The organism is Cohnella soli (assembly GCF_042655525.1).
Classification (GTDB): Bacteria; Bacillota; Bacilli; order Paenibacillales; family Paenibacillaceae; genus Cohnella; species Cohnella soli.
The window spans coordinates 1-26,583 of the sequence record NZ_JBHSMI010000030.1; the positions used below are offsets into that span (position 1 = coordinate 1).

Sequence of the window (26,583 nt, forward strand, 5' to 3'; positions counted from 1 at the left end):
CCTTCTTCAATTCGGCTCTGCTCAATGTCACTGTCTCCTGTCTCATAGTGACATTATCTCAGAACAGTTATAGGGTGACATTATCACAGCACAACGACACTCGTGTCGCGAGCTCCCTTGACAGGCATCGACTGAATGACTACAATAATAACAATTGTTGCATAGCCTTCAGATTTGATGACAGGGAGAAGTAAACCGTCACCTGCGCCCCCAGAGAGGAAAGCCTTCGGCTGTAAGCTTTCCGGCGACGAACGGATGAAAGACACCCTCGAGAACCCGATGCGAACGACAGTCGCTATTGCGGCAACGTTCAGTAGCATTGCGGCGCGGCCGGGCGTTATTCGGTTGAAGAGCAAGTCGTGGCGGAGCGTTCCGGAGTGGAACGGTTCGGCAACAAACCGGCTTGAACGACGGGTGGCACCGCGGGAGCATGATGATCGCGCTCTCGTCCCCGACGATCCTTAGAGGATTGTCGAGGACGGGAGCTTTTTATTTTTTCGCAGGAGGGATGGTCGAAATGGGTTACCAGAAGCCTTCGGGCACACAGGATATTTTGCCGGGGAAAAGCGCATTGTGGCAGTTTGTCGAGAACAAGGCGAGGGAGCTGTGCCGGACGTACCGGTATCAGGAAATCCGCACTCCGATCTTCGAAGGCACTGAGCTGTTCAAGCGAGGTGTCGGCGAGACGACGGATATCGTCGAGAAGGAAATGTACACATTCTTCGACCGGCACACGCCGCCAAACAGCTTGACGCTGCGTCCGGAAGGGACGGCCGGCGTCGTGCGGGCCTATGTCGAAAACAAGCTATACGGGGAGCCGGATACCGCCAAGCTGTACTACATGGGACCGATGTTTCGTTACGAGCGGGCGCAGGCAGGGCGTTATCGCCAGTTCCACCAATTCGGTGTCGAGGCGATTGGTTCGACGGACCCGGCTTTGGATGCCGAGGTTATTGCACTCGGATATGCTTTTTATCGGGAGCTCGGTTTGACCGGCGTCACGATCGACTTGAACTCCGTCGGTACGCCTGCCGTGCGCGCGGCCTTCCGCGAGAAGCTGCTAGGCTTCCTGACGCCGATCAAAGACACGTTGTGCGATGATTGCAGAAATCGGATGGATCGCAATCCGCTGCGCGTGCTCGATTGCAAAGTCGACCAGGACAAATTCGGGGGGGCGCCGTCGATTCTGGATAGCCTGGACGAAGAGTGCGAGACACACTTTGCCCGGGTTCGCGAATGCCTGGACGAAATGGACGTGCCGTATAATATCAATCCTCGACTCGTTCGTGGTTTGGATTACTACACGCACACCGCGTTCGAGTACAAAGCGCAGGGTATCGGCGCGATCGACACGATAGGCGGGGGCGGCCGCTACAATGGCCTTGTCTCCGCAATCGGCGGAGAAGACCGTCCGGGCGTAGGTTTCGGCTTAGGCCTCGAACGGACGATACTGCTGCTCGAAAGCCAGAACGTCAAGCTGGAGCTGAACAACGCGCCGGATGTGTACGTCGTACCGCTCGGCGAACGGGCAGAGAAAGCGGTGCCTGGAATCGTGCACCGGCTTCGGAGCGCCGGAGTCGCGGCGGAGAAAGATTATCTCGGCCGCAAGACGAAAGCACAGTTCAAAGCGGCGGAGCGCAGCGGTGCTCGTTGCGTTGCTGTGCTGGGTGAAGACGAGCTGGATCGTGGGGAAATCTCGCTTCGACCGGTTACGGGCGGCTCGCAGCAAGCGGTTAAGCTGGACGATCTGGCGAATGCGGTGCGGACGTTCGTCGTGAATAGCTGAATTTGCGGCTGGCGCTGAGCTTCCTGCGCCGTAGTTGCGCCAAACGCAACTACGGCCCCACTAAGCGCACAAATGAACTCGCCAGACAGCCGTGAAACGGCAAATCGCAAGCGTCAACGTGAGATCAGACATCATTTCAACCAACTCGACTTAAGAAAAGGGGATTCTTTTACCATGTTGCTCAAAAACACGAACTGCGGAACGATTACGAAAGAGAATGTCGGCCAATCGGTCGTCCTGAACGGATGGGTGCAAGGCTGGCGCGACTTCGGAGGCATTTTGTTCATCGATCTTCGCGACCGCACGGGCATCGTTCAAGTCGTTTTTAACCCGGCTTTCTCCGGTCAGGCGCTTGATATCGCAAGCCGTGCACGTAACGAGTATGTGTTGTCTGTAAAAGGCAACGTCGTCGAACGCGATCCCGAGACGTTTAACCCGAACCTTGCGACCGGCGAGATCGAAATCCAGGCGCTTGAAGTCGAAGTGATCAACGCCGCCAAGACGCCTCCGTTCCCGATTGAAGACGGCGTCGAAGTCGACGAATCGCTCCGCCTGAAATACCGTTACCTCGACTTGCGTCGTCCGGAAATGCAGAAGACGTTGCTTCTCCGCTCCAAAGCGACGAAAGTATTCCGCGACTTCCTAGACGAGAACGGCTTTATCGACGTAGAGACGCCGATTTTGACGAGAAGCACGCCGGAAGGCGCGCGTGATTACCTCGTGCCTAGCCGGGTGCATCCGGGTGAATTTTTCGCCCTGCCGCAATCTCCGCAGCAATTTAAGCAATTGCTCATGATCGGCGGCATCGAACGCTATTATCAAGTGGCGCGTTGCTTCCGCGACGAAGACCTACGTGCAGACCGTCAGCCGGAATTCACGCAAGTCGACATCGAGACGTCGTTCCTGTCGCAAGACCAACTGCTGACGATGATGGAAGAGCTGTTGGCGCGTCTGTTCCGCGAGACGATCGGCGTCGAGGTTCCTACGCCGTTCCAACGTCTGTCTTACCATGACGCCATTCACAAATACGGTTCCGACAAGCCGGATCTCCGCTTCGATCTCGAGATCAAGGACGTAACGGATATTGTCAAAGGCAGCGATGTGAAAGTATTCGCGTCCGTCGCCGCTTCCGGAGGCGTCGTCAAGGCGCTGAACGCCAAAGGCTGCGCAAGCTGGAGCCGCAAGGAACTTGACGACCTGCAGCCGTTCGCCGCGCGTTACGGCGGTAAAGGGATCGCCTGGATTACGGTGAAGGAAGGCAAATGGAACGGCCCGATCGTGAAGTTCTTCAAAGAAGAAGAAATCGCGGCGCTGACCGAACGTCTGAACGTCGAAGAAGGCGACTTGCTGACGTTCTCCGCCGATAAGCTGAAGACGGCGGCCGATGTCATGGGCAACCTGCGTCAGAAAATCGGCCGCGACCTCGGCCTGATTGACAACAAAGCATACAAATTCCTGTGGGTCGTCGACTTCCCGCTGCTCGAATGGGATGAAGAAAGCAAACGATTCGTTGCTTTGCACCATCCGTTTACCCGTCCGGCCGACGAAGATTTGCCGCTGTTCGATTCCGATCCGGGCGCGATCCGCGCGCAAGCGTACGACATCGTGCTGAACGGTTACGAAGTCGGAGGCGGCTCGATGCGGATTTACCGCCGCGACGTGCAAGAGAAAATGTTCGGTGCGCTCGGCTTCTCGACAGAAGAGGCGCAAGAGCAATTCGGTTACTTCCTAGACGCGTTCGAGTATGGCACGCCTCCGCATGGCGGCATCGCCTTCGGTCTTGACCGTCTCATCATGTTGCTGACTGGCCGCACGAACTTGCGCGAAACGATCGCTTTCCCGAAAACGGCCAGCGCGACCGACTTGCTGTTCGACGCACCGACGCCGGTCACGGAACGTCAGCTCGACGATCTTCACGTCCGCCTGTCCGCCAAAGCGGTCGCGGCTCAAGCGAAAGCTTCTGGAGCAGTCGCTGAGGGCCAAGCGGAAGCGACGACTAGCCAAGGCTAAGCGAAGGGAGCGGTACACCCGATGTTGCACCAATTTTCGCGCACGGAACTGGCTATCGGTCCGGAAGGCTTGGAGACGCTCAAGAACAGCACTGTCGCTGTACTCGGCATTGGCGGCGTCGGCGGCATTGCGGCGGAGGCGCTCGCACGCTCCGGCATCGGCCGCATTATCCTAATCGATAAAGACGTCGTCGACATTACGAACATCAACCGGCAAATTCACGCGCTGACGACAACTGTCGGTCAACCGAAAGCGGAGTTGATGAAAGAGCGCATCAAGCTGATTAATCCGGATTGCGACGTTATTGCGCTGCGGATGTTCTATACGGAGGAAACATACGAGGAACTGTTCAAGTACCCTCTCGATTACGTCGTAGACGCGTCCGATACGATCTCGTACAAAATCCACTTGATCAAACAATGTCTTGAGCGTCGCATCCCGATCATCTCCAGCATGGGCGCGGCTAACAAAATGGACCCGTCGCGCTTCAAAGTGGCTGACATCTCCAAGACGACCGTCGACCCGATTGCACGGGTCATTCGCCGGAAGCTGCGTGAGCAAGGGATCAAAAAAGGCGTAGAAGTCGTTTTCTCAACTGAGGATCCGATCAAGCCACGCTCGGACATTACGGAGAAGATCGTGCCGGATACCGCGCCGAAAGATATTCGCAAAGCGCAGCAACCGCCGTCCAGTAACGCGTTCGTGCCGCCTGTCGCAGGGCTGATCATGGTCAGTGTCGTGTTCAAAAACTTGCTGAAAAAAACGGAGTATCCTCATGGATGAGGCACTGGTGAAAAAGCTAAGGGTGCCGGCAGTAGGTGCGATTGCCCTATACGGCGCACCGGAAGGCTTCGCGGAAAAGGTCGGGCTTGTCCCCGCGGACGTAAATCCAGATCCCGCGTCTCAAGGCGCGTACGACTATGTCCAACTGTTCGCTTACAGCTCGGATGACGTTGTCCGCCTTGCGCCTGCGGCGCTGCGAGCTGCGCGTGCAGAGGCGATCGTCTGGCTTTGCTATCCGAAAGGGACTTCGAAAATCAAAACCGATCTCCATCGCGACAAAGGGTGGGAGCCGGTGATTGCCGCTGGATGGGAAGGCGTCTCGCTCGTGTCCGTCGACGACACTTGGTCGGCGATGCGATTCCGCCCTGTCGGAGCGGCGGGGGCGAGACCGAGGCCGGCTGCGAAAGCTGCCGGTAGCGAAGCTGCGGTCTTAGTCGAGCCGCCGGCCGAACTGTTGGCGGCTTTGGCCGGCAACTCGGATGCCGCGCACGCATTTGATAAGCTTGCGCCTTCCCACCGGAAGGAATACATCCAGTGGATCAACGAAGCGAAGAAGGAAGAGACGCGCATCGCCCGTATAGGTAAGACTGTGGAGAAGCTTGCCGCAGGATTAAAACGGCCGTCGGACAAACAATAAACAAGCGAAAAAAGAACGCCACATGCAAAAAAAAGAAGGCTATTCCGGGTTAATCGTCCGGAGTAGCCTTTTCTATATCGTATGGGAGGGAGGATGCCATTCGGTCGGTTGACAGGTTGTAGAACTTAAGGACGGTGAATCGTTTTGACGTGATCAAGATGAATAAAAGTGCTAGCGCCGTCCGCGGTAACCATTTCGACGAGATTGTTCTGGACGGACTTCAGCAAACCGATTTTCTCGGGATGTTCTCCCAAATCGAGAATAACAAATTCGTTCTCGAATTTCCTGAGTTGCTGGTCGAACGTCCGCGCAAGTGACGCCGTTGCGGGATGGACGGGGAATTTCTCCTGCTCTAGTGCATAAGGCGTCGTGTGCGGATCGTAAGGAACGAGTATTTTCAAATGGCGCATGGAGACGTACAAAGATCGGAACATCGGCGAATAGAAAACGAAGAAATCGTTCATGATGCTCGTCACGTATCCGTGCACAGTCTGGCTGCCGGCGATGTAAAGCTCGGAGAAAATGCCCTTAGCATTCAACAGCACTTTGCGGTAGGACAAATCCATCGCCGGATCAAGCGGTGGTTCGGACGGTTCACCGAAATTCGATTCATAAGGCGGACACCTCGTTAATTGCTGCACGTGAACGAGAGGAACGTACAGGAATTGAATGCCGTTATGCAGAACGAGAATGTCTGGGCCAAGATCGATAAGCCTGCCTTTGACGGGAAGCCGGATGCCGGAAACGGTTAGCAATACAGGTTGGTTCAGGTACGTTTTCATGGGATCAGCGGGAGCACCTCCTTTGCGGCTACGGTTGAACCTTGGTGCGAATCGGGTTAGCTTTTGCCTCCGCGATTGCCCCGGCTCCCCCCGCTCCGTTTGTTGTTGCCGGATTTGCCACCGCTAGATTTGTTGCCTCCGGATGATTTTTTGTTATTGCTTTTATTATTGTTGTTTTTGTTGCCGCCGGATTTGTTGCCGCTGCTCTTCAAGGACAGGCTGACGTTCTTGATGTGGAAAATCGGAATGCGCACGAGCTCGCGGTTCACGATGAGCAGAACTTCGTTGGAGGAAACTTCCGCCAGGAAGCCGTCCAGTTTCTCGGGGCCGCCGCGGTTGATTTGGATATGCTTATGGCGCAGACGAGTCAAGACGCCGTGGAAGCTGGACGCCGTGATGATGCTCTTATGGCCGCTGAAGCCGTGCGATCTGCCTCCGGAACGTCCTCCGGATTTGCCTCCGGAACGTCCTCCGGATTTGCCGCCGGATCGACCTCCGCTGACTCCTTCCGTAATGCTTTTGACGTGAATGCCGTTGACAAACACGATTACGCCTTCGGACAGCACGACGAGAAAGTTGGCGGGAGTGGCGACCAGGACCCCTTGAACGCTATCGGGTCCGCCGCGGTTGATGCGGACGTTTTTGCCGATAAGGAATTGGGCATTCATTACGTTCGGCGTCGGCCGCGGTTGGCTGACGTTAGGGCGTGGGGCGGGCATCGTTGCTCTTGGTTGGACCTGTGGTGCAGGTTGACTAGGTTGCCAGAATCCGCAGAACATAGGTTCATTCTCCTTCCGTAATGGGAAAATCGATGTTTAAAACTTTTTGATAGATTCATCAAACATAGGCCAAGCTACGAGTAAGCGGGACATCCGTATGCATGCACGTGTCTCGAAATGATTACCCTTATACTTTGTCCCTCCTTTGCACTTGTGGGGGAAGTGAGTTTGTAATCTATATTTATGAGCCCTAGCGAACGAGAGATACGGTTGGTTGTCCGAGTACCTCGCAAAATCCGCGAATTGCAAGGATAAAAGCGCCTCTTTTTGCCTTTTCTTCTGCGCTTGTCTCTATCGGGGGCGGCATTGTCCTCATAGACTGAAGCATCTTCATATTGGAGGTGCAGCATCATTGCTCATTAAAGGACATGGAACGACAAAAGTCCGTCCATCAAGGCGTTACCGCAAGTGCAACTGTTGGAAGGTTGTCGGAGGCGGCAATAAAGGAGGCAACAACGGAGGCTGGAAAAAGAAGAAATGCGAAACTAAACCGGATAAGGAGAAAGAAGGCCGGAAAACCGGGGATCGAACGTGGGGAGACTGGGGCAATCGTACAACAGGCCACAATACTTCGGGTCACCATTCGTCGGGGCAACATAGCAGCGGTCATCACAGTAGCGGCCATCATAGCAGTGGTCATAGCAGCGGTCCTGGCGGTGGTCACAGCAGTGGACATCATAGCAGTGGACATCATAGCAGTGGACATCATAGCAGCGGTCACAGTAGCGGGCACAGCAGCGGTGATCACAGCAGTGGGCATCATAGCAGTGGAAAATCATGCGGTAAATCCGGAGGCAAGTCGGGCCCGGGCGGCAAAAGCGGAAAAAGCGGAAAGAGCGGAAAGAGCGGCAAAAGTGAAAAGAGCGGTAAAAGCGGTAAGAGTGGCAAAAGCGGCAAAAGCGGAAGAAGCGGGCGCACAGGAACCAGTGGCCGTTCGGGGCGCACGGGCAAGGCCGGACGCTCGGGTCGTTCAGGGCGCGGCAAGAAATAACGATCTGCATTTCTGTACGTATAGAAGGCTCATCCAAGGCAGCGAAGCCAGCGGATGGAGCCTTCTTTTTTGTTCTGTCCGTAGTCAATCGCCGTTTCCGCGAATGCCGGGGCGACATACGCTGATGAAGACGAATGACGCTGTAAGAGGAAAGGCGGGAACCGAATGGCTCTTCCGGTCAGGACACTGATCATTAGCGATACGGCAAGCGAGCAGTTGGAGAAAAATTTATGGAACGATCAATTCGTTCCTTGCAAGATGTCGACGAACGAACGATTGATAGCGGCCAAAGTTCGGTATCGGGGAGGACATACGCGCAGTTACCCGAAACGCTCGTACGAAGTCGTCGGCCAAAACCAATCTTTCCATTATAACGCCGAGTACGACGATCCATCGATGATTCGTAATGCGCTCAGTTTCGCTTTTTTTCCGATGATTGGGGTGCCTGCGCCGAGAACGAAACATGTGATGCTCAGAATCAACGGGCGCCCGATGGGCATTTATTTGGAAATTGAAGGCGTGGGCAGGTTGTTTTTCCGCAGAAGGAAAATCGGTGCTTCCGCTTTGTTTTATGCAATCAACAATAGGGCTGATTTCAGCTTGTACAATTCGGAGACGAACGAGAAGAAAAGCTCGCTGATGTCCGGTTACGAGTACAGGTTTGGCGATGCTTCGGAGAAGACGAAGCTCAAGGCGCTTATTCGCGGTATCAATACTTTTCAAGGCTCCAAAGCGGAATCCTTTATACGTTCCCATATCGATGTGAACGTGTATTTACGCTGGCTGGCAGGTGCGGTGCTTACCGGCAATTACGACGGGTTCGAGCAAAATTATGCGTTGTATCGAAGCAGGGCGAACGGTAAGCTGCGAATGATTCCTTGGGATTACGAAGGCTCGTGGGGACGGAATTGCTATGGCAGACTTGTCGATGCAGACCTCGTGGAAGTGTCCGGCTATAACCAGCTCACTCGCAAGCTGCTCGGCTTCGAGAGCGCGAGGCTTCAATATAAGCGCATTCTACAGGACGCCCTGAACGGACCGTTCCGGGAAAGTGTGCTTATGCCCGTCGTCTACCGCATGTTGAACCGAATCGCTCCTTATGTGCGAGAAGACGACAATCGCAAATATCATTATTCCGTTTTTCAAGGGGAGTCGTACGTCATTCGCGATTATATCAGATCCCGGAGGTCGATCGTTGCTTCCGAGTTGGAACGGCTTTGATCGGAAAGTGTAATTCGAATCCTTACCGACGAGAACGTCAGTTCTTGTTATCTTCCTGTCATGACGCGTTTCTGTTATGATTGAAGAGCAGAAAGGCGGATCAACTATGGATTTATTCAGTTTCGGCGAGCAAGCCGAGCCGCGTGCGAGGCTTCTAGCAGATCGGATGCGGCCAGAGACGCTCGAGGAATACATCGGTCAGGAGCATATCGTCGGGCCCGGCAAACTGCTTAGAAGGGCGATTGAAGGGGATGTCGTTTCTTCGATTTTGCTATTCGGTCCGCCGGGCTGCGGGAAGACGACGCTCGCGCACATTATTTCCAAGCAGACGGAGGGCGATTTTGTCAGACTGAATGCGGTGGACGCGACCGTGAAGGATGTCCGGGAAGTGATCGAACAAGCGGAACGGAACAAGAACATGTACGGCCGAAAGACGATTTTGTTCCTGGACGAAGTTCATCGATTCAACAGCGCCCGTCAGGATGCGCTTCTGCCTGCTGTCGAGCGGGGCATCATCATCTTCATTGGCGCAACGACGGAAAATCCGTTCCATTCGGTCAACGGGGCATTGCTGTCGCGGTCGACGCTATTCCGGCTCGAGCCGCTGACGAAAACACACTCCTTGCTTGCGATGCGACGGGCGTTGGCGGACAAGGAGAAAGGGCTCGGCTTTATGAAGCTGAGTGTCAACGAAGATGCTCTTGAACATATCGCCTCGATGGCGAACGGAGACATTCGGCGGGCGCTGACCGCGCTGGAGTTAGCCGCGGTGACTACGCCTTCCGAGCCGGATGGTTCGGTTCGCGTGACGGTGGACGTGGCGGAGGAATCGATTCGCCAGCCAACCGTGCAGGCGGATGAATCAACGCAATACGATGTGCTGTCGGCGTTCCACAAGAGCGTAAGAGGCTCAAGTGACGCCGCGCTCTTCTGGTTCTTGTACGCGGTGGACAAGCTGGGGATGGACCCGATGGTGTTCCTTCGTCGGCTCACGGTCGCCTGCAGCGAGGACATCGGCCTTGCGAATCCGCAAGCGATGGTGCAGGCGGTCAGCGCGATGGAGGCGTACCACAGAATCGGCTGGCCCGAAGCCAAATATATCGTTGCTCAAGCGATTCTGTTCGCGGTCGAAAGCCCGAAGTCGAATGCGATTGCGGTTACGATCGGCAAAATGCAGGCGGCATTCGAACGGATGAAGTCGGCGGAAGTGCCGCTCCCCTTGCGAGATACACATTACAGCGGCGCGACGAAGCTCGGTCATGTCGGCTATAAATACCCGCACGACTATCCAGGGCACTATGTCGAGCAAAACTATTACCCTGATAAACTCTCTTCGCCGACGTTCTATGAAGCGACCGAGCAGGGAATGGAGGACAAAATTCGCCAGAATCAGGCGAAACGGCGGGGGAACGGGCGAAAATGATCGGACAAGCGAGAAATCCGCTCGATTCGGTCCGATTCGGGGATATCCAGCCGTATTGTTCGAAAATCCGGCATAGGTGGCAGGCATAAGCGAATACAGATGGATACTACGGCGAATTGCGCCTTCAACCGAAGTTTGACGGGGAGGCACAAACGGTCTAAGCTATATAGAACAGCTAGTAAAGTCATAATGTTAGGCAAATTCGCAATCATGCGCGATAGGATTGCGACAATACAAAGGAGGTGTACCTATTCTCCCGAGAGGCGAGAATAGGGAATTATTTGGATGGTGACCCCTTTCCACTCAGCGTGGACCTGGTCCTGATTGCAGTTTTGGTATTTTTGAACGGTTTTTTCGTCGCGGCGGAATTCGCCATGGTCAAAGTGCGCAGCTCAAGAATCGACACGCTTGCGCAGGAAGGGCATAAGAAAGCGAAAAACGCTTCCCACTTGGTGGAGAACCTCGACGCTTACTTGTCCGCCTGCCAGCTCGGTATTACGCTTGCGTCGCTAGGTCTGGGTTGGATTGGCGAGCCCGCGATCGCCAGAATGCTGGAACCGATATTTGAATCGACGGGTGCCAGCGAATCGCTCATTCACCCGATCTCGTTTGTTATCGGATTCACGTTTATCACGGTACTACACATCGTTCTTGGCGAGCTGATGCCGAAAACCGTAGCCATTCGCAAATCCGAGACGGTAACGTTATGGACGGCCAGACCTCTGATCTATTTCCGTAAAGTGATGAGTCCATTTATTTGGCTGCTTAACGGAACGGCAGGCATGCTTCTCCGACCTTTCGGAATCGATACGAAGGAAGCTTCGAACTCCGCGCATACGGAGGAAGAAATCCGTATTTTGGTGAAGGAAAGCCACGAGAGCGGTTTGATCGACAAGACAGAGCTTACGCTGGTGGATAACATTTTCGATTTCGCGGAGACGAACGCGCGCGAAATTATGATTCCAAGAACGGAAATGAGTTGCTTGTACGGCAACTTGTCGTTCGAGGAAAACAAAGCGATCGCCTTACGGGAGATGCATACGCGTTACCCGGTGTGCGAGAAAGACAAAGATAACATTATCGGATTCGTGCATATTAAAGATTTGCTTAAAGCATCCGACAATTCGATACACGATATTCGCGAGCTGATGCGGCCGATGACGACAGTGCCGGAGAGCATGCCGATCAGCGCTTTGCTAAAGCTGATGCAGAAGAGAAAAACGCAAATTGCGATTTTGATCGATGAATATGGCGGAACTTCGGGTCTTGTTACATTGGAAGATATCATGGAAGAGATCGTTGGAGAAATTCAGGACGAATTCGACGAAGAGCGCCCGGACGTCGAGCGCAAAGACGACAGCACTTACTCGATTAACGGTTTGATGTTGATCGAAGAGGTGAACAGTTTCTTCGGACTTGATATTTCGACAGAAGATTACGATACGATAGGCGGTTGGATTTATTCGCAGATCGAGAATCCTCCGAAGAAAAATCAATTCGTCGTCTCTCAGGAAGGGCTTCGGTTCACGATCGAAGAAACCGATCATCTCCGCATTTCCCGGGTGCTAGTGACGCGTACGGACGATGCGGAGTGGGAGCTTCAGGCAGAGACGGGGTAACGGTTGAGATTCACGCCATCATATTTAGAGTTGCTGGGAGGCCCTGCGAGGGGTCTCCTGTTTTGGTTTTTGGGGAGTCTTTCCAATATAGCTTAGCTGTCCCGCCGAATATGAACGAAAAGGAAGCCGATGGCGCCGACGAGGGCGACTACAGCGCCAATGCGAAAGACGTAAGACAAACCGAACGCGTCGGACAGCCATCCGCCGAGCGTACCGGCGATCAATCCGGCGAGTCCGGACCAGACAACAGCGAAAACGGCTTGCCCCGAGGAACGGTATTCGTCGGGAATGAGCGCCTGAAGGCTACGCAGCGCCGTAATGTAGAAGATTCCGAAAGTGACCGAATGCATCAACTGCAATGCGACTACCATCCAAGGATCGTTGACCGTGCTGAGCAGGCTGAGGCGTATGACGTAGAAGAAGCTGGCGACGGCGAGCAAAGGTAATTCGCGGAAGCGATGGCCGAACTTCGAGAGCAGGAAAAACATCGGTATTTCGCTCGCGGCGGAGGCCAGCGAGGCATAGCCGATGACCGAGTCGTCGGCGCCGATTTCCCGCATTGCGAGGGAGAGGAAGCCTTCGTTCATCCGGTGCGGGATGGAAACAAGCATAATAAGCACGAAGAAAACGACCGTTTCCCTTTTGCGAAGCAACTGCCATAGCCCGCTGAATTCGAACTTACGCAGCGAACCTTGAAAGTCTGCGATGAGCAAAGAGAAGACAAAGGAAACTGCGAGTGTCCCAAGCGTTAGCCAGATCGTCAAATCCGAACCATATGCCTTGAGTACGTAACCGAATAAGATCGCACACAGAGCGTATCCGAGCGAACCGAACATGCGGATGGACGGAAAACTTCGGTTCATTCTGTCGGCGGCAAGCAGCGAGACACCGTCGAGCATCGAGTTGATGGGTGTCTGAAACAAATAAAACATCGCCATAATGCCGGCCATGATACCGAATTCTTTCTGGGGAAGCAGCAAGGACAGCGCCAATATTTGCATGAGATAAAGAATAGTCAGAATGCGTCTTAAGCTTTTCGTTCGATCGCTAAGCAGGCCAACCGCGATATTGGAAACGATCGACAGGAACGGTCCGACGGAATAAATCGCGCCTATCTGAAGTTTTGAGAAGCCAAGGCTGGCGAAGTAAAGCGGGAAATAAGTGACGAGCAGAACCATCATCGCGTAGTTGGCGAATTGCATTGTACGCAGTACGAACAATTGGCCGGGCATATCGTTTTGTCGAACCATTTTGAAGAAGACACCTGTCTTTCTATCAAGTCTATGGTGTTCCGCTTAGGATGCAGGTTTGGCGTCGTTCATATGCCTTCTGCGGAACAGCCAAGCGAGGAAGAAAAGTTCCGCGAACAGGCCGAACGACTGGGCGAGCGAACCGAGAGCGCCGCTCCAGTCCGGCAGCATCCAGACGAGCAACACGATGCTGATTGCGGTTATGATCGCATTCGCGAGCTGGGAGCCGAACATCAGCTTTGTCTCGCCGTGCGCCATCACGATGCCATTCAGCGTGTCGAGCCAAGGGAAGATGAGCACGAACGGAAGAAATCCGCGGAGCGCGTGAATACACGCTTCGAGCAGTTCGTCCTTTACACCGAGCACGTGCGCGAACATCCATGGACCAATCGGCGTAAAGGCGAGCAATGTCATCAACAGCGGCGGAACAAAACCGAGCAGAAGAACGAATTGCCGTACGACGGACGGATGCGATTTTACGAATAGCAAAGCGATCTGGTGGAAATAGGTAAAAAATCCGAGCACGAGATTCATCAGGCTGCCCGCGACGGCGAACGAAGCGACGGCCAGCGTTCCCCTCGTCGTCGTACCGAGCAGCGCATTCAGAATCGGCATTAGCCATACGACGATTAAGGAAGAGTACAGCAGCGGGTTGTAGAAAGCGGCGACCTGCTTAGGCTGTGTGACGTGACAGTTAGGGTCCTTCTCCGGCATTTGCTTAAGCAGCCGATTGGCTTCCCACCAACTGATGGAAGCTTCAATGATCATGCCGAAGACGAAGATTGTCGTCCCCTGCATCGCACTGTTGACGCCGACTGAAAGGAAATATTGTGACAGTGCGAACATCCCGCCTAGTCTGAATATCATCGCGATCGTCAGCCAACGTGTTCGCATTTTATAAATAATGACGCCTTGATACAAACATCGGATGCCCGAGAAGACGGACAAGAACATCAGCGCGCAGTACGAGTGGATCGCTTCCCTCTCGACTTCCGGGTCGGCGCCGTAAGCAAGGCCAAACACCCAATGTCCAAGAGGCGTATAAGCTACGAGTGCACCAAGCAGCAACGACGAGCCGAAGACGTAGAAGCTGACGTATCGAACGGGCCTGAACGAAGTCCGGTCGCGGACGAGCGCGGAGCACGTCTGGCGGAACAGCACGGCGGGTTTCTCCGTAACGCCTAGCAAGCTCATGGCCAGCGCGTAACCGGCGAGAATTAATTCCGGATTATCGGAGCGCGCGAGCGTGCCGTTGATGATCACGTGGGATAAGTTAATCAGCAGCACGGAAATGCCCATCGGAATGAAAAACAGGAAAAGCCGTCTCAAGGAGACCGGCTCTGTATCGTCTGGCATAATTGCCCCTCCGAATCACGAATCGTGTTGTTTTGAGCGGGAACGATCGGAACAGCTTGTATTATAACAGATATTTGCGTCGATTCGTGGGAGGATTTTGCAACGATTAATGCTGGATTTCGGAGCTTCGAAGTGATAAATTAAAGAATAATGCATTTTTATAGGCTTTCGGAATAGGGCAGGTGACGCCGATGCGAGCCGCGGAATCTTGGCTCGACGGTCAATTTTTATATAGCGAAAGGCACGGCATTTGGCTCCCGCATTTAACGGAAGACTGGGAGACGCTTGCGACCGATCGCCAGATCGCGGTACTTGGACGATGGGAGATGATACGGGGCACGATTCCGGATCGTATTTTCGCGTTCGAGGCTAGCATTCGCGAGAAACAGCAGCAATTGTTCGAGGAAGAAGATTTCGCACATAGCTGCCGCATCAATGACGATATTTCCGACTTGGCCAGCAGAATCAACGATCTGAACATATGGTTCCGAATTCAGCAGGAGCTGGGCGGCGATAAGCCGCATTCCGGATAACGGATAATGCATCGAGCAAGACGGAGGTACGATGAAATGACAAGCAGCAATCTCCTCCCTGGGCTCCCCCCTAAAGGGGCAGTATCGCTCATGGGCAGGGTATATCGATACATACTGCCGGAAGTTCGATCCGAGCTTGGTTTGTGGCGATCGCGGGCGAATGCGATTCCAGACCCGGAGCTTCGGAAGCAAGCGATAGACAGTATGAACGCCAAGCAATTTCATTGCGAAGGCGGCGGCGTGTACGCGGCTGCGAACCTCGGCCAGAGACATGTCCTGATTCCTCTAATCGTAGCCCTGCAGACGATCAGCGATTACTTGGACAATCTATGCGACCGCAGCACGTCGCTTGACCCTAACGACTTCAGACTGTTGCACCAAAGTATGATCGATGCGGTTACGCCTGGAGCGGAACCGGCGAATTATTATGCGCTTCGCGAGGAGCAGGACGATGGAGGTTACTTAAACGCGCTTGCGGCGAAATGCCGGGAGTCGATCGCGCTGCTTCCTTCCTATGGGCTTGTTCAGAGCCATGTCGTCGAATTGGTAAGCTTGTATGGCGATTTGCAAGTTTACAAGCATATCGACCACGCGAAACGAGAAGAGGAATTGCTTCACTGGTGGGAGAAGCACGCCCCCCGGTATCCTCAGCTTAAATGGAACGAGTTCGCGGCCGCTACCGGTTCGACGCTCGGAATGTTTATGCTGTTTCTCGCAGCGTCCGACGCATCCCTGACCGAGACTCAGGCAAATGAAATTCGCGAGCACTATTTTCCTTCGATATGCGGGCTGCACATTTTGCTCGATTATTTAATCGATCAGGAAGAAGACCGCATAGGAGGAGATTTGAACTTCTGTGCCTATTACGGGGAGCAACGGGAGCTGAACGAACGGATGGGGCTCATGGTGAACGCCGCGAGGCGCTCCGCCGACCTGCTGCCGTTCGGACATTTTCACCGGATGATCGTAGAAGGGCTTGTGGCGCTCTACTTGTCCGACCCGAAAGTAAAGGGCCAGCAGGATGTGCGCCGCACAGCGAAAGTACTCATGAAGGGAAGCCCTTGGACAAGAGTTTTCTTCTGGCTGAACAGCCATTGGATAAGGAAAGCATTGTAAATTCATAAATTCATAACTATCAACTTGAAAGACATTCGGGAGGAATCGGATATGAGCGCAGTGAAAAAAATTGCCGTACTGACAAGCGGAGGAGATTCGCAAGGCATGAATGCGGCTGTTCGTGCCGTTGTCAGAAGCGGTTTATATCGTGGATTGGAAGTATACGGCGTGCAACGCGGTTACCAAGGGCTGCTGAACGAAGACCTTCGTCCGATGGACTTGCGCAGCGTAGGCGATATTATTCAACGCGGCGGCACAATTCTACAAACCGCACGATGCAAGGAATTCATGACAGCGGAAGGCCAAGAGCGCGGTGCTGAAGTGCTTCGCGCCAACGGCATCGACGGCCTTGTCGTCATCGGCGGCGACGGCTCCTATCAAGGGGCGAACAAATTAAGCAAGCTTGGCATTAAGGCGATGGGGTTGCCGGGAACGATCGACAACGATATTCCGTTCACGGACTTTACGATTGGCTTCGATACGGCGGTCAGCATCGTTGTCGACGCCATCAACAAGCTGCGCGATACGATGACCTCTCACGAACGCTCTTCCGTCGTCGAAGTGATGGGACGTCATTGCGGAGATATTGCTTTGTACGCAGGACTTGCAAGCGGAGCAGAAGCGATACTCGTGCCTGAAGTGCCACATGATATTAAGGATATTTCGCTGCGAATGAAAGAGAATTTCCAAAAAGGCAAACGCCACGGCATCGTCATCGTTGCGGAAGGGGTATGCAGCGGCGACGTCGTTGCCCAGCAAATTACCGAATACAGCGGCATCGAGCCGCGCGTTACGGTGCTTGGCCACATTCAGCGAGGCGGCTCCCCTACGCACAACGACCGAATATTGGCGAGCCAATTGGCCGATTTTGCGGTACAACGGCTTATGGAAGGCGATTCCGGGAAAGGCATCGGCATCGTTAAAGGAGAATTCGTGGCGACCGATATCGATAAAGTCGTCTCTTCCAAGAAGTCTTTTAACCTGGATCTCTATAATCTGGCGATGCGCCTGTCTCAATAAGCGAAAGCCTAAGGCCGATCGGGGAGAACTACGCGGTTCAACCCGAACGGCCTTTTCTGTACCTTGAATCGTCCGAACATAGGGAGGAAAAGCACATGTATTTATACAAACTGGAAGTCACACTAGAAGACCAGATAGTGTATATGATCGTCATGGGGGATTCCGATGAAGAAATCATGAACGAAGCGGAAGCCCACTTGTCCAAATATTTCGTTGCTCCGCCGAAAGTGCGGGAAATCGTACTCGTGGAGAAGAAGCGCGCAGCGAAAGGCACGGCCTATGTTTTGGAGCGGTAGACACAATCTCTTTTGACCATCGGACATCGACATAATCCGCAACAACAAACAAACGAACGGCCGAACCTGTCGGGAATCGGCCGTTCGTTTTTTAGTATGCATTTTGCGCTAGCGCGGAAAGCTATAATCCATTATAATAGCGGATATAAAGAACATAATTTCATTTTCGATGAACAGAATTTCAAAATCCTGCGTGTGTGGTGTGGCTTTTGCTGGATAACGACAAAATAAAAAAAGCGATCGAAGCGGCCAAACTGTATTACCAGCTTGACTACAGTCAGAGCGAGATCGCGGATGCGCTTGGCGTCTCTCGGCCGACCGTCTCGCGCCTTCTGCAGCAGGCGAAAGCAGAAGGTATCGTCACAATCGAGATTAAAGATCCGACGGAAGATGTCGAAGTGCTGAGAGCTTCGCTCAAGGACAAGTTCCAATTGAAGAACGTCATCGTCGCATTTACGCCCACATACGAAGAGGAGATTGTCAAAAGGTACATCGGTCAAGCCGCTGCGGCCTATGTGACAGAAATCGCCAAAGACGGCGATACGATCGGCGCTTCCTGGGGTTCGACGATGTATCAGGTCGCTTTGCATTTGAAACAGAAAACGCTTGCGAACTCGTTTGTCGTGCAATTAAACGGTGGCGTAAGCGATGCGGACATTCGAATCTCTCCATCGGAAATCGTTCATCTGTTCGGCAAAGCTTTTAACGTAACGCCTTATTTCATGTATTTGCCCGCCATCGTCGATCATATTCTCGTGAAGCAGTCGATGATGACGGACCGACATATCCGTCGAGTAATGGACATCGGCAGAAGCGCGAATATCGCGGTATTCACTGCGGGCTCTCCAACTTCCGACTCGGTACTTATCAATTCCAACTATTTCCGAGAAGATGAGCTGGAGACGATCAAAAACAAAGCGGTAGGCGATATATGTTCGCGCTACTTCGACGCAAACGGCGATATCTGCTTACCAAGCCTCGACGAGCGAACGGTCGGCATAGAGCTTGCCGATCTGCGGACGAAGGAGCATTCCGTGCTTGTAGCCGGCGGCGCTTCGAAAGTAAACGCGATCTTCGGCGCATTAAAAGGAAAATACGGCAACACGCTTGTGACCGATCAGATCACGGCCAAGGCGCTGATCAAAAAAATGGACCAGTCCAAAAAGTAAGAAAACACCTAATAGACAAGTCCGACAACAGGAGATGTGAACATGTACACACCGGATCAAATTGCGGGGATGATCGATCACACTTTACTTACGGCCGTCAGCACGGAAGCCGATATTAAAAGAGTATGCCAGGAAGCTAAGCAATACCATTTCGCGACTGTATGCGTGAACCCTTATTGGGTGCCGACAGCGTCGGCGGAACTTGCCGGCAGCGGCGTCGGCGTGACGACTGTCGTCGGATTCCCTCTCGGCGCCAGCCGGACGGAAAGCAAAGCGGCGGAAGCGGCGGACGCTATCGCTGCGGGCGCGACGGAAATCGATATGGTGTTGAACATAGGGGCCCTGAAGTCCGGATTGACGGAAGCGGTCAAACAGGACATCGAAGCGGTAGTCGCCGCCTGTAAAGGCAAAGCCCCGCTCAAAGTCATCATCGAGACCTGTTACTTGACGGATGAAGAGAAACGACAAGCATCGCTGCTTTGCAAGGAAGCAGGAGCGGACTTCGTTAAGACGTCAACCGGTTTCGGTACAGGCGGAGCGACGGTCGAAGATATCGCGCTTATCCGCAGTGTCGTCGGTCCGGACATGGGCATCAAAGCTTCCGGAGGCGTTCGCGATCTGGACATCGCGCGCAAACTTATCGAGGCGGGAGCGACCCGGCTCGGTGCGAGTTCCTCCATTGCGATCGTGACAGGCGGCGTCGGTCAAGGCTACTAACACGATTCCGATATTCGCGGTAGGCGAAAACGCGGGGAGGCATAATCAAATGAGAACAGTCGATCTAATTACGAAAAAGCGCGACGGCGGCGAATTGAGCAAAGCGGAGATTGACGCATTGATCGCGGGGTATACGGAAGGTTCGATTCCGGACTACCAGATGTCGGCGATGGCGATGGCGATTTTTTTCAAAGGAATGACGCCATCCGAGAGAGCTGATCTGACGATGGCTATGGTACACTCCGGAGAGACAATTGACTTGTCCGGCATAGCCGGCGTGAAAGTCGATAAGCACAGCACAGGCGGCGTCGGGGATACGACAACGCTCGTGCTTGCGCCTCTTGTCGCTTCGATCGGGGTACCCGTAGCCAAAATGTCGGGCCGCGGGCTCGGTCATACGGGCGGGACGATCGACAAGCTCGAATCAGTGCCGGGCTTTCACGTCGAGATCGATAACGATCAATTCATCGATCTCGTCAACCGGAACGGTCTCGCCGTCATCGGGCAAAGCGACAAGCTGACGCCTGCGGACAAGAAGCTGTACGGACTCAGAGACGTGACCGGCACGGTCAATTCGATCCCGCTTATCGCCAGCTCGATCATGAGCAAGAAGATTGCTTCGGGAGCCGATGCGATCGTTCTCGACGTCAAGACCGGGGATGGCGCTTTCATGAAAGAAATGTCCGAAGCGGAAGATCTGGCGGCATGTATGGTGGATATCGGCAATAGGGTCGGCCGGAAGACGGTAGCCGTTCTGTCCGACATGAGTCAGCCGCTAGGCAAGGCGATTGGCAACGCACTCGAAGTGCGGGAGGCAATCGATACGCTAAGAGGCGTCGGACCGGAAGATTTGACGTCGCTCTGCCTGGAGCTTGGCAGCCATATGGCCGTGCTGGCCGGCGTTGCGCAGAGCAAGGAAGATGCCCGTTCGATGCTGGAGCAATCGATTTCGTCGGGTAAAGCGCTCGCGAAGTTCCGGACTTTCCTCGAGGCGCAAGGCGGCGACGTTTCCGTTGTCGACGATCCGGACAAGTTGCCTTCGGCTAAATATCGATTCGAAGCGCCAGCCAAGCAAAGCGGTTATGTGTCATCTATCGCTGCTGAAAGCATGGGCGTGGCGGCGATGTTGCTCGGAGCGGGCCGCGCGACCAAAGATTCGAAAATCGACCTCGCGGTCGGCATTGTCCTGAACAAGAAAGTCGGGGAACGGGTAGAGGAAGGGCAATCGCTTGCCACCATTCACGCGAATACCGAATCGGTGGACGAAGCTCTGGCTATCATTTACGAGGCGATCGGCATCAGCGACCGACAGGTTACGCCTTCACCCCTCATTGTGGGGGAAGTTAAATAGAAGAATGGCGGACAAACTGAATTGAACAAGGGCATACTTTGAAGGGGGTGAATAGAAAAAATGGGCCAGTTGCTTCAAAGAATGGAAGAGGCGAAAAAGCACATTCTATCTCAGATCGACGTTCAGCCGCGAATCGGGCTTATTTTGGGTTCGGGGCTTGGCGAACTCGCCGATGACATCGAGCATGCCGTTCGTATTCCTTACGCGACGATACCTCATTTCCCGGTATCGACGGTCGAAGGACATGCAGGCCAACTCGTCATCGGTCAGCTTCATGGCAAGGCCGTCATCGCGATGCAGGGACGGTTCCATTATTACGAAGGCTATTCGATGCAAGAGGTGACGTTTCCCGTCCGTGTGATGCGGGCGCTCGGCGTTGATTACCTGTTTGTCTCGAACGCTTGCGGCGGTATGAATCCAAGCTTCAAGCCCGGCGATCTCATGTTAATCTCCGACCACTTGAATATGACGGGAGCGAATCCGCTGATCGGAGCAAACGAGCCGACTCTCGGACCGCGTTTCCCCGACATGAGTAGAGCGTACACGCCGGAATTGCTGTCGTTCGTTAAGGAAATTGCGGCATCTCTCGGCATCGAAGTGCAACAAGGCGTATATGCCGGCATTAGCGGTCCCGCTTATATGACACCGGCGGAATTGACTATGCTTCGCAAGCTTGGCGGAGACGCGGTCGGCATGTCGACCGTGCCGGAAGTGATCGTCGCCAGCCATATGGCGATGAAAGTCATCGGCATTTCTTGCGTGACGGATATGGCCATCGGCGAAGAGCTCGAGCCGCTTACGCACGAGCAAGTTATCGAGGTGGCGAACCGTACGAAGCCGCGGTTTATCGCGCTTGTGAAAGAAATCGTCGCTCGACTGCCGTAACGACGGGTGTATCGACCATCAACAACGGTTTTTATGCAGCACATCCATACAACCATTTTTCGAAGGAGAGATATTGAATGAAAAAAGCGACGAAGATATTGACGAGCGTTATGCTCGTAGCTTCCCTGGCTTTGACGGCTTGCGGAGCGAAGAACGAGAACAAAAATAACGGTGCGGCAAGCCCGGGCTCTTCCGCAAGCGCCAGCCCTACCGCTTCTGCAGACGAGAGCGGCAAAGACTTCAAAATCGCCATGGTTACCGACGTTGGCGGCGTTAACGACAAATCGTTTAACCAAAGCGCATGGGAAGGTCTGCAACGTCTGAAGAAAGACCATGGAGCTAGCGTAAAATATCTTGAGTCCAAAGAGCCGACGAACTACTTGACGAACATCAACCAATTCGTCCGCGAGAAATACAACCTCACTTGGGGTATCGGTTTCCTGATGGGTGACGCGGTGAAAGAAGCGGCTGCGAAAAATCCGGATGCGCAACTGGCGATGATCGATAACGTCGTCGAAGCGCCTAACGTAGCATCCATTACGTTCGCAGAGAACGAAGGTTCGTTCCTCGTTGGCGTTGTTGCGGGCATGATGACGAAATCCAATAAAATCGGTTTCGTCGGCGGTATCGACATTCCGGTTATCAAACGGTTCGACCTCGGTTTCGAAGCAGGCGTTAAAGCGGTTAACCCAAATGCGACGATCAAGAAAATCTACACAGGCGCTTTCGATAAGGCGGATCTCGGTAAAGCAGCAGCAGCTTCTATGTACAACGACGGCGTAGATATTATTTTCCACGCATCCGGCGGTACGGGCAACGGCGTATTCAACGAAGCGAAAGAACGCAACAAAACGGCTGCCAAAGACAAAAAAGTATGGGTTATCGGCGTAGATAAAGACCAATCGCTTGAATTCGGCGACGATGTAACGTTGACGTCCATGCTGAAACGTGTCGACGAAGCGGTGTACAGCATTTCCAAAGAAATGATCGACGGAAAGTTCCCGGCCGGCAAAATAACGACGCTTGGCTTGAAAGACAACGCTGTAGGTTTGCCTGACACGTCCACGAAAAACGTACCGGCAGACGTCCTTGCTAAAGTCGAAGAGTACAAGCAAAAAATTATCAGCGGCGAAATCAAAGTACCGACTGCCCAATAATCATTAACCGATAAAGGGTGCTATCATGGAACAGGCGAGAACAGTCGTAGAAATGCGGAATATTACGAAGCGTTTCCCCGGCATCGTCGCGAATGACAACGTTTCGTTTACGCTGGGCAAGGGCGAGATTCACGCCCTTCTCGGCGAGAACGGCGCTGGCAAATCGACGTTGATGAACATTTTGTTCGGACTGTATCAGCCAGAAGAAGGGGAAATCTTCGTAAACGGGCAGAAGGTCAACATTGACGGCCCTAACAAAGCAATCTCACTTGGTATTGGGATGGTGCACCAGCATTTTAAGCTGGTGCATCCTTTTACCGTCACGGAGAATATTATTCTGGGCAGCGAACCGAAGAAATGGATGGGGCTGGCGGTCGACCGGAAGCTTGCATACGAGAAGGTCGAACATCTATCGAAGCAATATGGATTAAATATTGACCCGTACGCGAAAATTGACGACATTTCCGTCGGCATGCAACAACGCGTAGAAATATTGAAAACGCTCTACCGCGGCGCGGATATTTTGATTTTCGACGAACCGACCGCAGTGTTGACGCCTCAAGAAATCGCCGAATTGCTTGTGATTATGAAAAATCTCGTTCAGCAAGGCAAATCGATCATTCTGATCACCCATAAACTTAAGGAAATTATCGCGATCGCGGATAAAGTTACGATCGTGCGCCGCGGCAAACTGATCGACAGCTTGCCGGTCGCAGGTACGAACCCCAATATGCTGGCGGAGAAAATGGTCGGCAGAGAAGTATCGCTTAAGTTCGATAAAAAAGAAGCCGTCATCGGCGAGCCGGTGCTCGAAGTGGATCGTCTCGTCATGAAAGGCCGGGGTGGGCGCGACGCGCTGAACGAAACTTCGTTCGTGCTTCGGCGCGGGGAAATTCTCGGTATCGCAGGCGTCGAGGGCAACGGCCAAAGCGAGTTGATCGAAGCATTGACAGGCTTGAGTTCTGTTGCCGGGGGCTCGATCAAATTGGCGGGAGTAGAAATCGCAGGCATGACGACGCGTCAGGTGTCGGAAGCCGGGTTGTCTCTCATTCCTGAAGACCGTCATAAACACGGTCTCGTGCTGGACTTCCCGGTTCGCGAGAACATGGTGCTGGAAACCTACTATCAGTCCCCATTCACGCAAAATGGTTTCTTGAATTTCACGGCAATCGAGAAACACGCCGAACGTCTCGTGAAGGAGTTCGACGTGCGAACTCCGTCAATTATGACGGACGCGCGGGCTTTGTCCGGAGGCAACCAGCAGAAGGCGATCATAGCACGGGAAGTTGACAAAAACCCGGAAGTGCTGATCGCAGCCCAACCGACTCGTGGCCTTGACGTCGGTGCGATCGAATTCATCCATAAGCGGCTCGTAGAGCAGCGAGACATGGGTAAAGCTGTTCTCCTCATCTCTTACGAGTTGGACGAGATCATGCAGGTGTCCGACCGCATCGCGGTCATTTACGAAGGGCGCATCGTCGGCGAAGTGAAGCCGTCGGAGACGAATGATCAGCAGCTCGGCATGATGATGACGGACTACAAAGCGCCGCAAGGAGGCCCGGACAATTGAATAAACTGATCAAAGTGTTTACGAAAGAATCCGCGGTCGTTCCACTCATTGCGATCGTGCTCGGTCTGCTCGTCGGCGCGGTCATCATGTGGCTTGGCGGTTATGACCCGATACTGGCATACCGTTCTTTGTTCAATAAAGTATTCGGCAATCCGTATGATTTCGGAGAGACGTTGACGGCGATTACGCCGCTCGTTTTTACCGGTCTATCGGTCGCGTTCGCGTTCCGTACTGGTTTGTTCAATATCGGTGCGGAAGGCCAATATATTATGGGCATGACTGGCGCGACGTTCATCGGTGTGAACCTGCATATGCCATGGTATATTCATGCACCGCTTGCCATCGTTGTCGGTACTCTTATCGGAGGTATCTGGGGGATGATCGCCGGATATCTCAAAGCAGCCAGAGGCGTCAACGAAGTCATCACGACCATTATGTTGAACTGGATCGCGTTGCATCTGTCCAACTACATCGTGAGACGATTTTTGCTTGAAGAAGGTAAAGGCCGCTCTTTCATGATTGACGAGAACGCCAGGGTGACGATTGGGTGGTTATCCCGGATGCTCGACGATGCTCGAGTTCACTGGGGCATGTTCTTCGCGCTACTGGCCGTTATTTTCGTCTATGCGATCCTGTTCAGAACGAAGCAGGGTTACGAGCTTCGGGTCGTCGGTTCCAATGCGGACGCAGCGAAGTATGCGGGCATTAATGTTAATGCAGGCATCGTGAAGGCGATGTTCATCTCCGGCGCTCTCGCAGGGATGGCAGGCGTGTTCCAGGTGCTCGGCGTATTTATGAACCAGGCAATTGCTGCAGGCACGACGGGCCACGGCTTCGATGGCATCGCAGTAGCTTTGCTTGGCGGCAACAATCCGATCGGCGTATTGCTCGGTGCGATTTTGTTCGGAACGCTCTCGTATGGCGCAGCCGGCATGAGCTTCGGAGCGAACGTCCCGCCGGAAATTATCCGCATCGTTATCGGCTCCGTTATTTTCTTCGTTGCAGCTCCGGGTATCATTCGCTGGGGAATGAAGAAATTCAAACACAAGTCCAGCAAAGGGGAGGCGGTCTAGGATGGATATCGCAACGCTTGGCAATATGTTAAATACGGCGTTAGTGTTCTCGACCGCCCTGATCCTGGCGGCGCTTGGCGGCATATTGTCCGAACGCTCCGGCGTCGTCAATATCGGTCTTGAAGGGTTGATGACCGCGGGTGCATTCGCTGCGGCGGTTTCCGCGTACTGGGCGGAAGATGCGGGCTGGGGTGCAGCATCCGCATGGGTTGGTCTCGCGGCCGGCGCTTTGTTCGGTGTGTTGTTCGCGCTTATTCATGCGGTAGCGACGATTACTTTCCGCGCCGACCAAGTGGTCAGCGGCATCGTCATCAACTTTATCGCGACGGGCTCCACGCTATACCTCGTTAAGCAATTGTTTGAAGGCGCCGGTGAAACTTCGCTTGTGAACGAAACGTTCCATAAGTGGAAAATTCCCGGGCTTTCCGAAATTCCGATTATCGGCGAGGGTATCTTTAACGCCTATCCGACGACGTATGTGGCTCTAATTCTAGTCGGCGTTGTGTTCTATGTGCTGTATAAGTCGACGTTCGGCCTTCGTTTGCGCGCAGTCGGCGAGCATCCGAGCGCAGCGGATACGGTTGGCATTAAAGTGCTTCGGATGCGGTATACCGCCGTTCTGCTCAGCGGTTTGCTTGCCGGTATGGGCGGCGCGACGATCGCGCTAACGACGACAGGCACTTTCTCGCACAACACGATCTCGGGGCAGGGCTTCATCGCGCTTGCCGCGGTCATCTTCGGCAAATGGAACCCGCTCGGGGCAATGGGAGCGGCTGTCTTCTTCGGCTTCGCTCAGTCGATCAACAACGTGCTTCAGCTGTTCGATTTCTCTTCTCACATTCCTTCGGAGTTCATTTACATGCTGCCGTACGTCTTGACGATCCTTGTGCTTGTCGGAGCCGTCGGACGCGCTCGAGCGCCAGGCGCGCTCGGCGAACCGTATTATCAAGGAAAACGATAGCGGAGCTTTAGCACACTCACAAAACAAAAACAGCTTTCAGCCGGATTCACTCCCGGAGGAAGCTGTTTTTTGTTGTACCTCCAACGGACTCTTTCGTA

25 protein-coding genes are annotated in these 26,583 nt (G+C 53.7%); 21 read left to right on the top strand and 4 right to left on the bottom strand.

Annotated elements, in window-relative coordinates; translation table 11 throughout:
* Positions 1 to 255: 255 nt before the first annotated feature.
* From ACFPOF_RS23185 to ACFPOF_RS23205, 5 genes are all read left to right on the top strand, one after another.
* A complete protein-coding gene (locus ACFPOF_RS23185) occupies positions 256 to 465 on the top strand; it encodes a hypothetical protein (protein WP_378137138.1) in 210 nt (69 codons plus the stop codon).
* Between the two features lie 52 nt (positions 466 to 517).
* Positions 518 to 1,786, top strand: coding sequence for a histidine--tRNA ligase (gene hisS / locus ACFPOF_RS23190; RefSeq protein WP_378137140.1), 1,269 nt, complete (start codon positions 518 to 520; stop codon positions 1,784 to 1,786).
* 174 nt (positions 1,787 to 1,960) lie between these two features.
* Entirely contained in the window at positions 1,961 to 3,796 is a 1,836-nt protein-coding gene (gene aspS / locus ACFPOF_RS23195; RefSeq protein ID WP_378137142.1) for an aspartate--tRNA ligase, read from the top strand.
* A gap of 21 nt (positions 3,797 to 3,817) precedes the next feature.
* Positions 3,818 to 4,579 (top strand): tRNA threonylcarbamoyladenosine dehydratase, encoded by a 762-nt coding sequence (locus ACFPOF_RS23200; RefSeq protein ID WP_378137144.1) that lies wholly within the window; start codon positions 3,818 to 3,820, stop codon positions 4,577 to 4,579.
* The gene (locus ACFPOF_RS23205) at positions 4,572 to 5,216 is read left to right on the top strand and encodes a YdeI/OmpD-associated family protein (RefSeq protein ID WP_378137146.1); all 645 of its coding nucleotides are present in this window, start codon (positions 4,572 to 4,574) and stop codon (positions 5,214 to 5,216) included. The genes ACFPOF_RS23200 and ACFPOF_RS23205 overlap by 8 nt, the downstream gene beginning before the upstream one ends.
* Positions 5,217 to 5,341: 125 nt before the next feature.
* On the opposite strand, the gene ACFPOF_RS23210 is transcribed toward ACFPOF_RS23205, so the two are convergent.
* Positions 5,342 to 5,998, bottom strand: coding sequence for a DUF2642 domain-containing protein (locus ACFPOF_RS23210; RefSeq protein WP_378137148.1), 657 nt, complete (start codon positions 5,996 to 5,998; stop codon positions 5,342 to 5,344).
* Positions 5,999 to 6,054: 56 nt separating this feature from the next.
* A complete protein-coding gene (locus tag ACFPOF_RS23215; protein ID WP_378137150.1) occupies positions 6,055 to 6,777 on the bottom strand; it encodes a hypothetical protein in 723 nt (240 codons plus the stop codon).
* 668 nt (positions 6,778 to 7,445) lie between these two features.
* On the opposite strand from ACFPOF_RS23215, the gene ACFPOF_RS23220 reads away from it, so the two are divergent.
* From ACFPOF_RS23220 to ACFPOF_RS23235, 4 genes are all read left to right on the top strand, one after another.
* Positions 7,446 to 7,958: a hypothetical protein gene (locus ACFPOF_RS23220; protein ID WP_378137152.1), complete on the top strand. Its 513-nt coding sequence runs from the start codon at positions 7,446 to 7,448 to the stop codon at positions 7,956 to 7,958.
* Positions 7,934 to 8,989 (top strand): CotH kinase family protein, encoded by a 1,056-nt coding sequence (locus ACFPOF_RS23225; RefSeq protein ID WP_378137154.1) that lies wholly within the window; start codon positions 7,934 to 7,936, stop codon positions 8,987 to 8,989. The genes ACFPOF_RS23220 and ACFPOF_RS23225 overlap by 25 nt, the downstream gene beginning before the upstream one ends.
* Positions 8,990 to 9,095: 106 nt before the next feature.
* On the top strand, positions 9,096 to 10,412 hold the full coding sequence (locus ACFPOF_RS23230) for a replication-associated recombination protein A (RefSeq protein ID WP_378137156.1): 1,317 nt from the start codon (positions 9,096 to 9,098) through the stop codon (positions 10,410 to 10,412).
* A gap of 281 nt (positions 10,413 to 10,693) precedes the next feature.
* Positions 10,694 to 12,031 carry a hemolysin family protein gene (locus ACFPOF_RS23235; RefSeq protein ID WP_378137158.1) on the top strand — a complete coding sequence of 446 codons (1,338 nt, stop codon included), beginning with the start codon at positions 10,694 to 10,696 and terminating at the stop codon, positions 12,029 to 12,031.
* A gap of 92 nt (positions 12,032 to 12,123) precedes the next feature.
* Here the strand turns inward: ACFPOF_RS23235 and ACFPOF_RS23240 are convergent, their stop codons facing one another.
* Positions 12,124 to 13,281: an MFS transporter gene (locus tag ACFPOF_RS23240; protein WP_378137160.1), complete on the bottom strand. Its 1,158-nt coding sequence runs from the start codon at positions 13,279 to 13,281 to the stop codon at positions 12,124 to 12,126.
* Between the two features lie 45 nt (positions 13,282 to 13,326).
* Positions 13,327 to 14,637, bottom strand: coding sequence for a multi antimicrobial extrusion protein MatE (locus ACFPOF_RS23245; protein ID WP_378137162.1), 1,311 nt, complete (start codon positions 14,635 to 14,637; stop codon positions 13,327 to 13,329).
* A gap of 191 nt (positions 14,638 to 14,828) precedes the next feature.
* Here ACFPOF_RS23245 and ACFPOF_RS23250 point away from each other — a divergent pair, with 191 nt between their 5' ends.
* The 12 genes from ACFPOF_RS23250 (at position 14,829) to ACFPOF_RS23305 (ending at position 26,485) form a co-directional block, all read left to right on the top strand.
* Positions 14,829 to 15,170, top strand: coding sequence for a hypothetical protein (locus ACFPOF_RS23250; RefSeq protein ID WP_378137164.1), 342 nt, complete (start codon positions 14,829 to 14,831; stop codon positions 15,168 to 15,170).
* Positions 15,171 to 15,206: 36 nt separating this feature from the next.
* Positions 15,207 to 16,286 carry a tetraprenyl-beta-curcumene synthase family protein gene (locus ACFPOF_RS23255; protein ID WP_378137166.1) on the top strand — a complete coding sequence of 360 codons (1,080 nt, stop codon included), beginning with the start codon at positions 15,207 to 15,209 and terminating at the stop codon, positions 16,284 to 16,286.
* Positions 16,287 to 16,337: 51 nt separating this feature from the next.
* Entirely contained in the window at positions 16,338 to 17,306 is a 969-nt protein-coding gene (gene pfkA / locus ACFPOF_RS23260) for a 6-phosphofructokinase (RefSeq protein ID WP_378137168.1), read from the top strand.
* 95 nt (positions 17,307 to 17,401) lie between these two features.
* Entirely contained in the window at positions 17,402 to 17,602 is a 201-nt protein-coding gene (locus ACFPOF_RS23265; protein ID WP_378137170.1) for a DUF3906 family protein, read from the top strand.
* A gap of 212 nt (positions 17,603 to 17,814) precedes the next feature.
* Positions 17,815 to 18,771: a sugar-binding transcriptional regulator gene (locus ACFPOF_RS23270; protein WP_378137298.1), complete on the top strand. Its 957-nt coding sequence runs from the start codon at positions 17,815 to 17,817 to the stop codon at positions 18,769 to 18,771.
* A gap of 42 nt (positions 18,772 to 18,813) precedes the next feature.
* Complete coding sequence (gene deoC, locus ACFPOF_RS23275) at positions 18,814 to 19,488, top strand: deoxyribose-phosphate aldolase (protein ID WP_378137172.1); 675 nt, start codon at positions 18,814 to 18,816, stop codon at positions 19,486 to 19,488.
* Between the two features lie 49 nt (positions 19,489 to 19,537).
* Positions 19,538 to 20,839 (top strand): pyrimidine-nucleoside phosphorylase, encoded by a 1,302-nt coding sequence (locus ACFPOF_RS23280; protein ID WP_378137174.1) that lies wholly within the window; start codon positions 19,538 to 19,540, stop codon positions 20,837 to 20,839.
* A 60-nt stretch (positions 20,840 to 20,899) separates the two neighbouring features.
* Entirely contained in the window at positions 20,900 to 21,724 is an 825-nt protein-coding gene (locus tag ACFPOF_RS23285) for a purine-nucleoside phosphorylase (RefSeq protein ID WP_378137176.1), read from the top strand.
* A 77-nt stretch (positions 21,725 to 21,801) separates the two neighbouring features.
* Complete coding sequence (locus tag ACFPOF_RS23290) at positions 21,802 to 22,881, top strand: BMP family lipoprotein (protein WP_378137178.1); 1,080 nt, start codon at positions 21,802 to 21,804, stop codon at positions 22,879 to 22,881.
* A 25-nt stretch (positions 22,882 to 22,906) separates the two neighbouring features.
* A complete protein-coding gene (locus tag ACFPOF_RS23295) occupies positions 22,907 to 24,451 on the top strand; it encodes an ABC transporter ATP-binding protein (RefSeq protein ID WP_378137180.1) in 1,545 nt (514 codons plus the stop codon).
* Entirely contained in the window at positions 24,448 to 25,524 is a 1,077-nt protein-coding gene (locus tag ACFPOF_RS23300; protein WP_378137182.1) for an ABC transporter permease, read from the top strand. The genes ACFPOF_RS23295 and ACFPOF_RS23300 overlap by 4 nt, the downstream gene beginning before the upstream one ends.
* Before the next feature lies 1 nt (position 25,525).
* On the top strand, positions 25,526 to 26,485 hold the full coding sequence (locus tag ACFPOF_RS23305) for an ABC transporter permease (RefSeq protein ID WP_378137184.1): 960 nt from the start codon (positions 25,526 to 25,528) through the stop codon (positions 26,483 to 26,485).
* Positions 26,486 to 26,583: the final 98 nt, after the last annotated feature.